Annotated in this window: 8 protein-coding genes; 2 read left to right on the top strand and 6 right to left on the bottom strand. The window is 49.3% G+C overall.

What is annotated here, in order from left to right:
* Positions 1-10 precede the first annotated feature (10 nt).
* The 6 genes from hflX to Tanf_RS04395 form a co-directional block, all read right to left on the bottom strand.
* Positions 11-1,246, bottom strand: a complete 1,236-nt coding sequence (gene hflX / locus Tanf_RS04420; protein WP_046825020.1) for a GTPase HflX — start codon at positions 1,244-1,246, stop codon at positions 11-13.
* 42 nt (positions 1,247-1,288) lie between these two features.
* A complete protein-coding gene (locus tag Tanf_RS04415; protein WP_041590805.1) occupies positions 1,289-2,170 on the bottom strand; it encodes a helix-turn-helix domain-containing protein in 882 nt (293 codons plus the stop codon).
* 115 nt (positions 2,171-2,285) lie between these two features.
* Positions 2,286-3,029: a CDP-alcohol phosphatidyltransferase family protein gene (locus Tanf_RS04410; RefSeq protein WP_014225235.1), complete on the bottom strand. Its 744-nt coding sequence runs from the start codon at positions 3,027-3,029 to the stop codon at positions 2,286-2,288.
* Between the two features lie 4 nt (positions 3,030-3,033).
* On the bottom strand, positions 3,034-3,708 hold the full coding sequence (locus Tanf_RS04405; RefSeq protein WP_014225234.1) for a phosphatidylserine decarboxylase family protein: 675 nt from the start codon (positions 3,706-3,708) through the stop codon (positions 3,034-3,036).
* Positions 3,709-3,762: 54 nt separating this feature from the next.
* Entirely contained in the window at positions 3,763-6,987 is a 3,225-nt protein-coding gene (locus Tanf_RS04400) for a UvrD-helicase domain-containing protein (RefSeq protein WP_014225233.1), read from the bottom strand.
* A complete protein-coding gene (locus tag Tanf_RS04395) occupies positions 6,981-7,316 on the bottom strand; it encodes a translation initiation factor (protein ID WP_014225232.1) in 336 nt (111 codons plus the stop codon). The genes Tanf_RS04400 and Tanf_RS04395 overlap by 7 nt, the downstream gene beginning before the upstream one ends.
* A gap of 173 nt (positions 7,317-7,489) precedes the next feature.
* Here Tanf_RS04395 and ruvA point away from each other — a divergent pair, with 173 nt between their 5' ends.
* Positions 7,490-8,080: a Holliday junction branch migration protein RuvA gene (gene ruvA, locus Tanf_RS04390; protein ID WP_046825019.1), complete on the top strand. Its 591-nt coding sequence runs from the start codon at positions 7,490-7,492 to the stop codon at positions 8,078-8,080.
* Positions 8,080-15,528, top strand: a complete 7,449-nt coding sequence (sov, locus tag Tanf_RS04385; protein ID WP_046825018.1) for a T9SS outer membrane translocon Sov/SprA — start codon at positions 8,080-8,082, stop codon at positions 15,526-15,528. Before ruvA ends, sov begins: the two co-directional genes overlap by 1 nt.
* Positions 15,529-15,609 lie beyond the last annotated feature (81 nt).

Raw genomic sequence — 15,609 nt, 5'->3', positions numbered from 1 at the left:
GTGCCCTAGCTCACGCTTCTGAATGCATCTCTTCCTCGTCCGTTTCGTAATGCTGGAAAAGAAAATCGTTATACGGGAAACGCGTGATGTGAATCGCCTTGACACGCTCGTAAAGGACCGCCTTCAGAGCATCGATATTTGTGCGACCTCTGGCTGAGATAAAGACGGTATTGCCCGACCGTTTATTCATCCATGTCTCTTTCAGCTCGCTAAGGGAGAGGTTCTCACGTTGGCGCGGCGTCAAGTCGTCCTCCTCTTTCGGAACGAACGAAAAGGCATCGACCTTATTGAAGATCATGATCACCGGCTTCGATTCGCAGCCGATCTCGGCAAGTGTTCTGTCGACCACTTCGATCTGCTCTTCGAACATCGGATGCGAAACATCGACCATGTGCAGGAGCAAATCGGCCTCGCGCACTTCATCGAGGGTCGATTTGAACGATTCGACGAGTTCGACCGGCAACTTGCGGATGAATCCAACCGTATCGGACAATAAAAACGGAAGATTCTCAATGATCACCTTGCGTACAGTCGTATCAAGTGTGGCAAAGAGTTTATTCTCGGCAAACACCTCACTTTTACTCAACAGGTTCATCAAGGTCGACTTGCCGACATTCGTGTAGCCGACGAGGGCCGCTCGCACCATCTTGCCACGGTTCTTGCGTTGCGACGATTTCTGTTTGTCGATCTCTGCCAGTTCACGTTTCAACCTTGATATTTTATCCAGAATGATCCGCTTGTCCGTCTCTAACTGCGTTTCTCCCGGTCCACGCATACCGACGCCTCCGCGCTGCCGTTCGAGGTGTGTCCACAAGCGCGTCAGACGCGGCAACATATACCGGTATTGCGCCAGTTCGACTTGGGTCTTGGCATGAGCCGTTTGTGCCCGTTTGGCAAAGATATCGAGGATCAGATTTGTACGGTCGAGGATACGCACCTGCAATGCTTTTTCGATGTTTCGAAGTTGCTTGGCCGACAGTTCATCGTCAAAAACAACAATCCCGATTTCATGCTCAATGACGTACTCTTTGATCTGTTGCAACTTGCCCGAACCGACAAAGGTCACGGAATGCGGCATGTCCAACTTCTGTATAAACCGTTTGACGGGACGAACACCGGCCGTATCGGCCAAAAAATCAAGCTCATCAAGATATTCCTTTACTCGACGTTCATCCTGATCGGGAGTAACCAACCCTACCAATACAGCCTTTTCCGTTTGTTCCCGTGTGATGATAAATTCCTTCATACGTATGCAAAGATAATCAATTTCCGCTATCCGTATGTTCTTTTACTGTACGGTCAAGCGAAACTCTTTCGGCGTCTTGCCGGTCTTCCGCCTGAAATATTGCGTAAAGAACGAAGGGTTCGGAAAGTTCAGCCGGTCGGAAACCTGCTGAACGGTTAACGGCGAAGACAACAGCATCAGCTTGGCTCGTCGAACGACAAAATCATCGATCCATTGTGCAGCCGTTTTCTGTGAGAGTTTCTTGATGACCTGCGACAGATATTTGGATGTAATACAAAGTTTTTCCGCATAAAAATCGACACGTCTCTCCTGCTCGTAATGTTCAGTGACCAGACGAATAAACCTTCGGAACAACTTCTCCTGATACGTATCCGAAGGAATCGCAGCTTGCTCTCCGTTTTGATAAATCGCCGCAATCTCATGACAAAGCACAAGCAATAACTGCCGCGTAACATCAATCCGGTAAGGGAAATCTTTGCGTTCGTAGTTCATACGGATATAATCAAAATGCGCCAGCATGATTTTCTTTTCCCGATCCGAAAGAGCAACACAAGGCATTTTAGAGATCATCAGGTAAAGCATGGAGGCATGTGTCACCGGGAAATTGCGAATAAATTCAAGATCGCTGGCCAGTACGATACAATCCATGTCTTCACTTCGTGTAAGGGTCTGTACCATTGTGTTGGGAAAAATAACGCACAAATCATTCGACTTAATGGAATACACCTGCTCATTCAGTTTCAGACTTAACCCGCCTTTAAGACAAAGAACCACACAACCGGCCGTTAAGACAGCAGGGATATGTTCAAGCTGTAATACATTCGCCCGATTTCCTTCAAACCGGAAAAACTTCAGCAACAACTCCCGTTCCATCGCTTCGGGGTCATTGACAAAATGACGTATACTCAGACTGTTTGCTTTCATCGTTAAAAAAGAATCCGAATGCAAAAATAACGATTAGCCGATCAAACGGTGGGGGGGGGAAGCAAAAAATATCCTTTCCGAACAAAGCGGTATCTTGCGGCTATACCCATCGGCCTTATTTCGAACGAATCCCCGCAAAAGACAACAAGATATACAGCAGAATCGTCATGGCAATACCGGGGATGCCGAGCCATATCGTAAGAGCGACCGCTGCAAGAATCAACAAATAGCGCCGCTCGTTTCCTTTCCATGCCAGCGATTTGACTTTCAGCGAAAACATTGGTATCTCAGACACGAGAAGCAGAGAGGTAACGATCGCCGTGACGGCCGTGACCGTCAAGAGAATCGTCGGTGACAGATCGACGGCCATAGCGAACCCTGTTGAGTCGCAATCGGACGTGAGCGTGCAGATCAACGATGACCAGAAGATGGCATGTGCCGGTACGGGCAAGCCGATGAAGGTCGTCGTTTGCCGGGTATCGTTGTTGAACTTTGCCAGACGAAGGGCAGAGCAGACAGGAATGGCCAGCGCGGCGATGTAAAACAGGTAGAGAAGATATGGAGGGAGGGTGATCGATGGGTCGGCGATCCGTTCATGAATGAATCGAAAAAGCATCAACCCCGGAGCCACTCCAAAGCTGACCATATCGGCCAACGAATCCAAATCTTTTCCGATAGGTGAATAGGCTTTCAGCAAACGAGCAGCCATCCCATCGGCAAAATCGAACGCAACGGCGACAAAGATGTACATCATTGCATGAAGACTGTATCCTTCAAGCGCCGCGATACATGCCATGCATCCGAATATCAGATTGCAGCATGTTAATGTATTGGGAATATACCGGCCGATACGATTCATAAGCCTATGAATAGATGATTTTACCTAACCGGGCCACAGGCGTCTGATTGGCTGTCACTTTTTGTCCCAGCCGAACGAGCACATCCGCATTCAACGGAAGATACGTATCGACACGCGAACCGAACTTGATGAATCCCATCTGATCATCGACATGGCATGACTCTCCCTCCTGTGCATACGTGACAATGCGGCGTGCCAGTGCTCCCGCTACCTGACGTGTCAAAATATCCACTCCATAGCCGGTCGTGATGACGATCGTCGAGCGCTCATTATCGATACTGCTTTTCGGAAGATAAGCCGCCTTGAAACGTCCGGGCTGATGAGAGACATGTTTCACGGTTCCGTTCACCGGAAACCAGTTGGCATGCACGTTGAACACAGACATAAAAATAGAAACCTGCAACCGTTTTTCGTGAAAATATTCGTTTTCCATCACCTCTTCGATCGCAACGACCGTACCGTCGGCCGGTGCAATTACGAGTCCCTCGGAGTCATAAGGGAAATGACGGTTGGGACTGCGAAAAAAATTCAGCGCCAACAGAAAAAGAACAATCGTAAGGCACAATACGGTATAGAAGACTCCCCCTTTGTTTATCGCGTAGTATATCCCTACATCGACGATAAATAAAAAAGTAAATAGCGACAACAACAGCCCTGTTCCTTCTCTGTGAACTTTCATTCTTTCTTCAATAAACGTGGCAAAAGTAGTTTTTTTTATCGAATATTAAAAACGTCAATCGGAAACAGCCTCCATTTCTCCGAGTTCGACATACCAGAGAAACCCTTCGACATGAGCGAATCCCATCGCACGGAGCAATTGGATATACGTACTCATCTGACGGATATAACGTCTGTCTTTCCGGGTCCCGAACTTATAATCGACCCCTACGGCCCGTTTCCCGTCGAGCATGATCCGGTCGGGTCGACTCGAATGTCCGTTACCGACAAGGATATCCGTCTCATTCAAGATTTGCATCGAGCCGTCAAACCACGGCCGTACGGACGGTTCGTTCAACAGGGTTTGTAATCTTTCGATCAGGCCGTAAGCTTCTTCTCTGCTGATTTCACCAGCCGTTTCCTTGGCGGATACGGCTGCGGGAATATCCGTAGTGGTACGGATACGGCTCAGCAAGTCGTGCATCAGGATGCCGTAGCGGCGCGCCGGATCGTCGAAGAAGTCGCCCTGGCGATGCAGATGAAGAAACATCCGTTCATCGGGTCTGACGGACGGGATACGTTTCATCGGAAGCTCTTCCGTGCCGGATGCCGGGGTACTGTCCGGTTGCCAGGGTTTACCCCATTCAAAGACGTTCTCCTCGGGCCGGTAGCCGTTGGCAAGCGGACGCAACAGGTCGCCTTCCGCTGTCGCATGGCAGTCGGAGACAAGGGCTGCACGAAGCAGTTGCGAGATCACCTGCGTTCCGGACGCTTTATCGTCGGGAGTGAAGACGATCAGCTCTTCTTTTGCCCGAGTCAAAGCGACATACAGCGTATTCAGACCATCGATGTAAGCATGCAGTTTCTCGTGATAATAAGCCTCGGCAAATAAGGTACGACAGAGGTCTTTCGTATAATTCACCGGCACGACGTGCAAACGATTGAACGGTGGAGATGCCGGATGACACCATAGCATGGTACTGCTCTTCGAGTCTACCTCCCAGTCGCCGAAAGGAAGAATGACTGCTTTGAAACCAAGCCCTTTCGACTTGTGTATGGTCAAAATCCGGATGGCATTCTGCGTATCAGGCATCGCAATTTTCGACTGACATCCGGTTTCTTTCCACCATTTCAGAAAACGGCCGATATCGGACGTTTCACGCTCCCCATACTCGGCCGTCAGATCAAGAAATGCCTGTACAAAGACTTGTTCGTTCTCAGGAAAGTCGGCTTTGAAAAGACGATAAAGTCCCTCAACGGTTTCATAGAACGAACGGTGTGAAAGGCGTTGCAGTTCGGAAAGTATTTCCGGTGCAAACGCCGTTTCAGGCTCTTTCCAAATTGTTTGTGCGGATGTTCCGGCCGATGTTTTCATTTGCATCACGGCGTGTACCACCTCGACCGTACGAGCGGCTGTCCCCTCGTCCGGCCAGTTCAGATATTGAAGCATGCCGATCATGAAACGGACGGACGAAGCTTGCCCAATCAGCAAAGCATCTTCAGAGATGATATCATACCGAAACGGCGTATCGGCATGCGTCTCCTTATAATGAAGTAAAGTGTCGGCTACCCGGATGCCTTCGCTACGGGTACGGACGAGCACGGCAATATCTCTCAATTGATATCCGTTCTTCTGCAGCTGTTCAATAACCACCGGAAGGCGTTGCAGGGCTTCGTCTTTCCACGAATGTTCGTCCTCATCGGGTAACAGCTCAATGCGGACATGCCCCTCCTTTGCCCGAAACGGTGGCGCGACATCCTGATAGCTCCGACTGTAAGCCGACACAATCTTGCCGGCATACCGTTCGCGACTCTCCTGCGAAAGCGCAGCCTGATCGATCCCTTCATTATATAATACTTGAAGTAGCTGAGGGACAACGGAAAATAAAGCATTGTTGAATTCAACGACATTCCGACAGCTTCGCCAGTTTTCGGCCAGGGTTTTCTCCGTGAGCCAAGATGCGGGAAAATCACACCTGATCTGCTTGTCGAGCAGCGTCCAGTCCGAGTTGCGGAAGCGATAAATACTTTGCTTAATATCTCCCACAATCAGGTTGGCGCGTCGATAGGCCAGACTTTCTTTAAGCAACGGACGGAAGTTATGCCACTGCATGGCGCTTGTGTCCTGAAATTCGTCGATCATGTAATGTTCGATACGCGTTCCCGTCTTTTCGTAGATAAAGGGAATATCGCTGCCGTCGATGATCCTGTTCAGCAGCTCGGTCGTATCGGCAATCAGCATACGGTTCTTTTCTTCGCGCCACTGCCGGATTTGTTGTTCGATGTCGCTTAATATCCCCAATGTATAAAGGTTTCGGCTGATGGCCAACGCCGTATAGTAATTCATCAGTCCGTCGAAGAAGCGGCAAACGTCATGCACACATTCGTTCAGTCCCTCGGCGTAAGCCTGTTCAATGACCTGTCGACGTTCGGGGGGCGTCGTCTTGGTGTACCAGTTCTCCACATGGTCGGGCAGCGCTCTGAACGTGGCGGACGGCTCTTTCATGTTCCCTTCGGCCAGACGATCGAACAGGAAAAAAGCGGAACGTGCCCCTCCTTTAAAGTCCGACGGAAGCAACCCGTGCCATTCCATGACACGCCGTCCTTTTTCGCCGATCTGCACGGCCTGCCTTTCGGTGCTGCGCAGGATGGCATAGAGCATGTTTTTGTACTCCGCCAGTGCTGCTCGGTCCGCAATATCGCGGTTTACTTCGGAGTGGAAAGCCTTGTAATTCTCTTTAAACAATTCGTTGCTGAGCTTGCGGATTTCGGTACGCAAGTCCCATGTCTCACCTTTCTCCACCTTTTCTTCACTGAAACGAAGCAACCATTCGAGTAAATCTTTGTGTTCGTCATTGTCGAGATCGGAGAGCAGACCGTCAATCGCTTCGGAGAGCACAAGGTCTCTATCCATCTCGATGCGGTAATTCCCCGGCAACCCGATCTCGCAGACGAATGCACGCACCGTCTGCTGGAAAAAGTGATCGATGGTGCTGACGTTAAACGCCGAGTAATCGTGGAGGATGCGGATCAAGGTCGTACGTGCACGGCTTCGCAATTGCTGTTCGGTCAGACGGTAAGCCTCAGTGAGCATGCCGGTATAGTCGGACGATTGTCCCGAGGCCAGCAGATACAGCTCGCTTAATATACGGTTTTTCATTTCCTCGGTGGCTTTATTGGTAAATGTCACGGCAAGGATATGACGGTATGCGTCAGGGGCGGCAAAGAGCATGCGCAGGTAATCGCCCGTGAGTGTATGTGTCTTACCTGTTCCGGCCGAAGCACGGTAAATCGTCAGCATACGTGGTATCCTTCTTCCGTAAGAAGGTCGGTCACCTTCTGTCGCCAATCCCCCTGAATGATGATCTCACCGTCTTTGACCGATCCGCCCACACCGCAACGTGTCTTCAACCATTTGCCGAGTGCAGACCGATCATTGCCCGTACCGCGAAAACCGCTGACCAATGTGACAACCTTACCTCCACGGTTCCGCTTTTCGAGCGTGATATGCAACCGTTGTTTTTCCTTTGGCAAGGTCTCTTCTTCCGCTTCTTCATCCATCTGATACTTATAATCGGGGTTGGTCGAATACATCACCCCGAGACGGCTCTTCCAATCATTCTGTTTCATCTCATGTTACTTTTTTCCGAGGCAAAGGTAGGAGTTTTCGAGCAGGATATTTCTCTCTGCTTGAAAAAAGGCGATACCCATTCAAAAAAAAAATCAACCGCCCCAATATACGCTTTTGCTTTTTCCTACGTTATATCTAAATATTGGGTATAAATATCTAAACGGGTTAGGGAATGATCGAATATATAAGAGGCGAAATCGTCGAACTGTCTCCCGCACAGATGGTCATCGAATGTGCAGGGATCGGCTACGGGCTGAACATCTCACTCACGACGTACAGTGCGTTCGACAAATGCGGCGAAGGGAAAGTGTACGTACACGAAGTGATTCGGGAAGATGCGCATTTGCTGTTCGGCTTTGCCAGTCGTGAAGAACGCGAATTGTTCTTGCTCCTTACCTCCGTTTCGGGTGTAGGACCGAATACGGCGCGCATGATTCTCTCATCACTCAAACCCTCCGGTCTGATTGATGTCATCGCCTCGGGCGATGATGTGAGTCTGACAGCCATCAAAGGTATCGGGAGCAAGACGGCGCAACGCATCGTAGTCGATCTGAAAAATAAAGTCAGACCCGTTGAAGGACTCGACGAACGTAAAGCCTCCGCAGGAATGGGACGCCCGGCTACGGGTGAAGAAGCCGTAGCCGCGCTGGTGATGCTCGGTTTTCAGAAAGCGTCATCACAAAAAGCCATAGATTCCCTCCTGGAAAAGACGCCGGACATGACGGTGGAACAATTGATCAAAACCGCCCTTACAATGCTTTAATGAAGAAAAGTTTCAGACATAGTTTCCGGTTGTTTTTCGTAGGGATCGGCACGAGTGTCTGTATGCTCAGCCAGGGCCTGGCACAGCAGACAACAACACAGACAGCTCCGAACGATACGCTGCTGAAAAGCCGGTACCCGATCTCGAAAACCGTCCCGCAGGAATACAAGGAGCTTACCCGACAATCGCCCGCCGATCTGCGCGATCCGGAGAATCTGAAAACATCGATCGAATACGATCTGCATACAGGCATGTACATCATCCGCACTAAGGTAGGTGACATGGAACTGGGTACCCCCCTGACACTGACACCCGAAGAATACCAAGACTACAGCATGCAGGAATCGATGCGCGCCTATTACCGGCAAAAAAACGAAGAATCGTTTCGCGAATCGGCTAACGGACAATTCAATTTCATGGATATGCAGTTCAATATCGGAGACGCCGGCAAGATTTTCGGCCCGGGCGGTGTCCGCGTGCGGTCGCAAGGAACGGCCGAACTGAAATTAGGCCTCAAATCGAGCGGCACGAAGAACCCGTCGCTGCCCGAGCGTTCACGCAGCCGTACCTTCTTCAACTTCGATAACAACGTGCAACTTAACATGCAGGCCACGGTGGGAACGAAAGTCAATTTCGGACTGAACTACAATACACAGTCGTCGTTCGATTTCGACGCTTCACGCCTGAACCTCGCCTATGCCGGCGATGAAGACGAAATCATCAAAAACATCGAAGCCGGAAACGTCAGCCTCAACACCGGTAATTCGCTCATACGCGGCGGCGCAGCCCTCTTCGGGATCAAAGCCGAACTGCAATTCGGTAAATTGCGTGTCAATGCGTTGCTGGCACAACAGAACTCCGAGTCGAAAACCATCTCGTCGAAAGGAGGCGTTCAAATGACAGACTTCGAGATCAATATCGATGATTACGACGAGAATCGCCACTTCTTTCTCGCACATTATTTTCGCGACCATTACGACGAGGCCATGGCCAAACTCCCGTATATCTCGTCCAGCGTCAGCATCAAACGTATCGAGGTATGGGTGCTCAATAAACGCAGCAACTACAACGACGCCCGTAACATCGTGGCCTTTTCCGACTTAGGCGAACATCATCATATCTTCAACCCCAAAGTGCAGCCGTCAGGCTCCGTTTCAGTCCCTTACAACAAAGCAAACACACTCTATAATGATCTGATCGAGAATTATAAGGATGCCCGAAACATCAACAAAGTCGGGCAAACGCTTGAGGGATTCCTTGAAGGCGGAACAGACTTCGTCAAAATGGAAAGCGCCCGTAAGCTGAGCCCGTCGGAATACAGGCTGAACGAACAGTTAGGATATCTTTCGCTGCAGTCGCAATTACAACAGGATGAATGTCTTGCTGTAGCCTTCGAATATATGTACGGCGGTACCTCTTATCAGGTCGGCGAAATCTCGACCGACGATAAGGAAAATACGAGCCGGTGTCTTTATGTCAAGTTGTTGCGAGGTGTCAACATGTCGCCCAACATGCCCTTTTGGAACCTGATGATGCGAAACGTATACTGGCTCAACGCTTCGTCGGTACAAAAAGACAAGTTCAAGCTCGACGTCGTCTATCAAAGCGATACGACCGGTACCTACGTATATAGCATTCAGGAAGGTAACATTGCCGGAAAAACCTTGTTGCAAGTGATGAATCTCGACCGGCTCGACGCCAATAACGAACCCGTCCCCAACGGCAACGGATACTTCGATTTCGTTGAAGGCTACACTGTCAGCTCCTTCAACGGCCGTATCTTCTTCCCCGTCGTCGAACCTTTCGGTTCACACCTGCGAAAAGCTATCGGTAACGATGCCATCGCCGACAAATATGTTTTTCAGGAGCTGTACACCTTGACGAAAACAGCTGCGCAGCAGATCGCCGAAAAGAACAAATTCAAACTGAGGGGGAAGTACCGCGCATCTTCCTCATCCGAGATCAGCCTCGGCGCAACGAACGTAGCGCGCGGCTCGGTCGTTGTCATGGCAGACGGTGTCAAACTCACCGAAAACGTGGATTATACCGTTGATTATGTTTCCGGTACCGTAACCATCCTGAACGAAAGTATCATCGCCGGTAACAGGTCTATCAGCGTTTCACTCGAGAACCAATCCGTCTATAACATGCAGCGAAAAACGATGATGGGAGTCGATCTGAGCTACGAGTTTTCCAAAAACTTCACCATGGGAGCCACCCTGATGCATCTCTCCGAAATGCCGCTGACCACGAAAACCACCATCGGAGACGAATCGATCAAAAACACCCTGTGGGGCGCCAACCTTGCTTACAAAGGAGAGAGTCAGTGGCTCACCAACATGGTAGACAAACTTCCGCTGCTGAATCTGACCCAACCAAGCCAAATCTCGTTCAATGCCGAATTTGCACACTTGATCGCCGGACATTATGAGAATAAAAATACAGGCAAACATTCTTATCTCGATGACTTCGAATCGACACAAAGCAGCTTCGACCTGCTCAATCCCTATCCATGGGCTTTGGCCAGCGTGCCCTACGACAATACGGCCGGCGCACTCTTCCCCGAAGCCTCATTAGTCAATAATATCGAATACGGCAAAAACAGAGCGCTCTTTGCCTGGTACTATATCGACGGAATTTTCACACGGCCAAGCTCTTCATTACGCCCGCGCCACATCAGCGATGACGATATCTCGAACCATTATGTACGCGCCATCAGCTATTCGGAAATCTACCCGAACAAAGAGCTGGCCTACAATGAAAATAGTACGCTCTATGCCCTGAACCTCGCTTACTATCCGAATGAACGCGGCCCCTATAATCTTGATGCCGACGGAATAAACCCTGACGGGACATTGACGAACCCACAGAAACGATGGGGCGGTATGATGCGTAAACTCGAGCAGACGGATTTCGAAACCGCTAATATCGAATACATTGAATTCTGGCTGATGGATCCGTTCATCTATAACCGAGAAACGGCTAACGGAGGCGACCTTTATTTCAACCTCGGAGAACTGTCCGAAGACATCCTCAAGGACGAAAAGAAATTCTTTGAGAACGGTCTGCCGATCAATGGCGATCGGTCACAAGTCGACACGACCGTCTGGGGAAAGATTCCCATTCAGCAGAGTACGGTCTATGCGTTTGATAACACCGCCGGAGCGCGGAGGCTGCAAGATGTCGGCCTCAACGGTCTCACGACCGAAGAAGAAAAAACATTCCCGGCGTACCAAGACTACGTCGAAAAAGTGAAACGCAAAGTCTCTGCCGAAACGCTCCTCTCGTGGGAAAACAACCCGTTCTCCCCCATCAACGACCCGGCCGGCGATAATTATCACTATTTTCGCGGCTCGGATTACGATCACGATGAAGTCGACATCCTCACGCGTTACAAACGCTATAACGGCACCGAAGGAAACTCAACGGCGGCCGAAGATTCGCCCGAACGATACGATGTATCCTCCAAGACCGTCCCTGACGTAGAAGACCTGAACAACGACAATACCTTAAACGACCAGAACGAAAAGTATTATGAATATAAGGTATCAATCCGCCCGAAAGATATGGTGGTAGGCAGTAATTATATCGTCAACCAGCGCAGAGTGAAAGTAAAGCTACCGAACGGAAGGTCAGACACGACATCTACGTCGGTCACCTGGTATCAGTTCAAGATTCCGGTGAAAGAATATCAACGTAAGATCGGATCTATACAGGATTTCAGGAGCATTCGCTTCATGCGTGTTTACATGACCGGCTTTCAGGAGCAAACCGTTCTGCGCCTCGGTACATTCGAACTGGTTCGCGGAGAATGGCGCACCTACCTGCAAGACTTGTCGAACCCGAACGCTCCGCCCTCCATCAACGGGACATTAGACATCACCTCGGTCAATATCGAAGAAAACGGCGACCGACAACCCGTCAACTATATTTTACCACCAGGTATCACCCGAATGACCGATCCGAGCCAGCCTCAATTGCGCCAGCAGAATGAACAGGCGCTCTCAATGAAGGTGACGAATCTCGGCTCGCAAGACGCACGTGCCATCTACAAAAAAACAAATTATGATATGCGCCGCTACAAACGGTTGCAACTCTTTGTTCATGCCGAAAAATTCATCAACGATGTCACATCCTTGAACAACGGAGAGCTATCGGTCTTCCTGCGTCTCGGCTCCGACTATAAAAACAACTATTACGAATATGAAGTTCCTCTGAACCTGACACCGGCCGGACACTACAACAATAGCAGCGAGAACGACCGCCAAACCGTCTGGCCTGCAGAAAACATGATCGATTTCCGTATGGAAGTGCTGACCAACCTGAAGATGCGACGTAACCGCGCCCGGAGGGAAGGACAGAGCGATGTGAGTTTCGCAAGGCTCTACTCGGAATACGATCCTGATCGCCAACTGAACAAAATCAGTGTCATCGGTAACCCGAGCCTTGCCGAAGTGAAAACGATCATGATCGGAGTGCGTAACAATTCCAAAGACATCAAAAGCGGTGAGATATGGGTGAACGAATTGCGCATGACTGACTTCGACGAACAGGGAGGCTGGGCAGCCAACGGCGCCTTGAGCATCGCCCTGTCCGACTTCGGAACCTTTAATGCAACCGGACACATTGAAACAGCCGGCTTCGGACGTATCGACCAGTCCATCGGCGAACGAAACATGGACGACTATTTGCAATATGCCGTCTCTACCTCCATGCAATTAGGCAAATTCTTCCCCGAAAAGGCGCAAGTTCATCTGCCACTTCACTATGCTTATTCGCGTGAAACCGTATCCCCCCAGTATAATCCGCTCGATCAGGACGTGAAACTTAACGATGCCCTCGGCCTCCTGGATTCAAAAGCAGAAAAAGACTCATTGAAAAGTCTGTCTCAGCAGCAAGTAACAACTAAAAGCATCGCATTGAACAACGTGCAGGTGAACATCAAAAGTAAAAACCCGATGCCTTATGACCCTGCCAATTTTTCGATGAGCTATGCATACAACGAAAGAAAACGTACCGACCCGGAAACCGTCTACGAAACGACGAAAAACTATCAAGGCAACCTGAGCTATGTGTACACCCCGTACGCCAAACCGTTTCAGCCGTTCGAAAACATCGAAAAAAACAATGGCTATACACGTTATATCAAACAGTTTGCTCTCAACTACTTGCCTTCCAATATCAGTTTTCAGACCTCTATCCTGCGTAACTATTACGAGATTCAACTGCGTAATCTCGATCTCCTGAGCTCCGGAACAAATACCATCCCCGTATCATTCAGTCAACAGTTTTATTGGGACCGTTCTTTTAACATTCGGCTCAACCCGCTCAACAACTTAAGTATCGATTTCAGCGCCGGCACAAACGCAAGAATCGAAGAGCCCCATGTACAGGTCAACAAAAAACTGAATCCCCACGCATATGAAGTATGGAAAGACAGTGTTAAAAAAAGTATTGCCGAATTAGGTACACCGCTGGCGTATGATCAGACGTTCAATGTAACATACACACTTCCGTTGCAGTATATTCCCGTGCTCGACTGGATGGGAGGGAGCATGTCCTACAACGCAACATACAATTGGGAGCGCGGATCATTTGTAGACCGTGATATCAAAACCGGCAACAGCATCAAAAACCAGCGACAAGTGAACTTGCAGGGAAGTATGAATTTCCAGTCCTTCTATAACAAAAACAGATTCTTGAGAAAAATCAATCAAAAATACGGCTCCGCAGCGGAGAGCAATCGTCGAACACAAGAGGACAAGAACCGGAAAAAACAGAAGAAAAAATTTGAGACGACGATACAGCTCAGTCCCGATAGCGGAACAATCGTCAACCATGGCCTGATGATTCGGAAATTTACCCGTATCGTGGCACGACGAACCGATGACAGCACATTATACAAAATCGACTACAAGCCAGTGGACTACGCCCGTATCCGTATTAACAATCGCGACTCCGTCGAGCTGCACCTGACGATGTATCCTGCGCCCCCACAGGAAGAAACACCGGCATACAAGGCGCTCGAATATACAACGCGCTTCCTGATGATGGCCCGCCGTATCCATATCCAATACGGCCTGAGTGACGGCATGTTGATCCCCGGCTTCGAACCGATGATCGGCGACTGGGTCGGTCAAGCCAATACCCCCTTCGGAAATGCGCCGGGATGGGGGTTTGCATTCGGTGACGTACGCGAAAGCTATATCCAAGAGGCAGCAAACAAAAACTGGTTGATTATGGACAAAAATAATGTCAAACCTGCACGGATCAACAGCAGTAAAACGCTCACGGCGACAGCCACGCTCGAGCCGGCCCTCGGACTCAAGATCGATCTGAATACCACGCGAGTCGACTCACGCGATACGGAAATAAGTTATATGTTCGACGGCATGCCGACACTTTACGGCGGTACGTTTACCATGACGACCGTAGCCTTCGGAAATGCATTCGCAAGCCTCGGAAATGCATCTAACGGATATGAATCGAAAACCTTCCGCGAATTTCTGAACCATCGGAGCATAATCGCATCAAGACTGGAAGAAAAGTATGCCGCAACAAGGTACCCGAATGCCGGATTCCTCGCTAACAGTTCGTTAGCAGATCAACCGTATAACCCCGAGAAAGGAAATGTCAGTCGGAATTCCTCCGATGTGCTGATCCCTGCATTCCTTGCAGCTTACACCGGGAAGGACCCGAAAAAAATCGAATTGACTGCTTTTCCGAAAGCCCTCGCCAACCTCCTTCCGAACTGGCGTATATCGTACGACGGACTCATTCAACTACCCTTTATAAAGAAACATTTCAAAAATATGGTCCTTAGTCATCAGTACCGATGCGTATACAGCGTCGGGACCTATCAATCTTATCCGAAATGGGTAAGTGCCGGAAGTCATCATCTCGGTTATATTCCAGACACGCAAACGGACGCACCTATACCTTCTTCAGCGTTTGCAATCACATCCGTAAGTCTTACTGAAGGGTTTAATCCGCTCCTTGGCATCGATGCTACATTCTTGAATAATGTTACGACCGGACTGAAATATCAGAAAACCCGCAATCTCAACTTGAACATATCGTCCTATCAGATCGTAGAAGCGCACTCCAACGAATTTGTAATTAGCTTAGGATACAAATACGCAGATTTCAATAAGGTGTTAAAAATGCGGAAAAAGAACAACTTCAATAATGACTTGACTTTACGCTTCGACTATGCACGCCGAAAAACACAGGCGCTGATTCGCAAAATAGAAGACGGATATACGCAGATGACCAGCGGAGCCATGACACAAAGCTTGCAGTTTTCTGCCGACTATGCCCTCAGCAAATCGATTACCCTGCGTGCTTACTATGATCTGCAAATCAATACTCCGCTTGTTTCCAGCGCCTCCTACCCTACTTCGAATTCAGATTACGGCATCAGCATTCGCCTCTCGCTCACTCAATAATGTCAGCACAAGGAGAAAAGTTTGTCTTTTTTTATTATTTTTTCCTTCAAATAAAGCTCAAAGTCAAAAAAAATCGTTTAC

The organism is Tannerella forsythia, assembly GCF_001006485.1.
In the GTDB taxonomy this organism is placed as follows: domain Bacteria; phylum Bacteroidota; class Bacteroidia; order Bacteroidales; family Tannerellaceae; genus Tannerella; species Tannerella forsythia.
The sequence above is the reverse complement of the archived record's forward strand: the minus strand, read 5'-3'. Positions and strand labels throughout refer to the sequence as shown.

Excerpts from the sequence above, each read along its gene's own strand:
- Tanf_RS04395 (WP_014225232.1), bottom strand. The coding sequence starts at position 7,316 with ATGAAACAGAATGATTGGAAGAGCCGTCTCGGGGTGATGTATTCGACC.
- hflX (WP_046825020.1), bottom strand. The coding sequence starts at position 1,246 with ATGAAGGAATTTATCATCACACGGGAACAAACGGAAAAGGCTGTATTG.
- ruvA (WP_046825019.1), top strand. The coding sequence starts at position 7,490 with ATGATCGAATATATAAGAGGCGAAATCGTCGAACTGTCTCCCGCACAG.
- sov (WP_046825018.1), top strand. The coding sequence starts at position 8,080 with ATGAAGAAAAGTTTCAGACATAGTTTCCGGTTGTTTTTCGTAGGGATC.
- Tanf_RS04400 (WP_014225233.1), bottom strand. The coding sequence starts at position 6,987 with ATGCTGACGATTTACCGTGCTTCGGCCGGAACAGGTAAGACACATACA.
- Tanf_RS04415 (WP_041590805.1), bottom strand. The coding sequence starts at position 2,170 with ATGAAAGCAAACAGTCTGAGTATACGTCATTTTGTCAATGACCCCGAA.
- Tanf_RS04405 (WP_014225234.1), bottom strand. The coding sequence starts at position 3,708 with ATGAAAGTTCACAGAGAAGGAACAGGGCTGTTGTTGTCGCTATTTACT.
- Tanf_RS04410 (WP_014225235.1), bottom strand. The coding sequence starts at position 3,029 with ATGAATCGTATCGGCCGGTATATTCCCAATACATTAACATGCTGCAAT.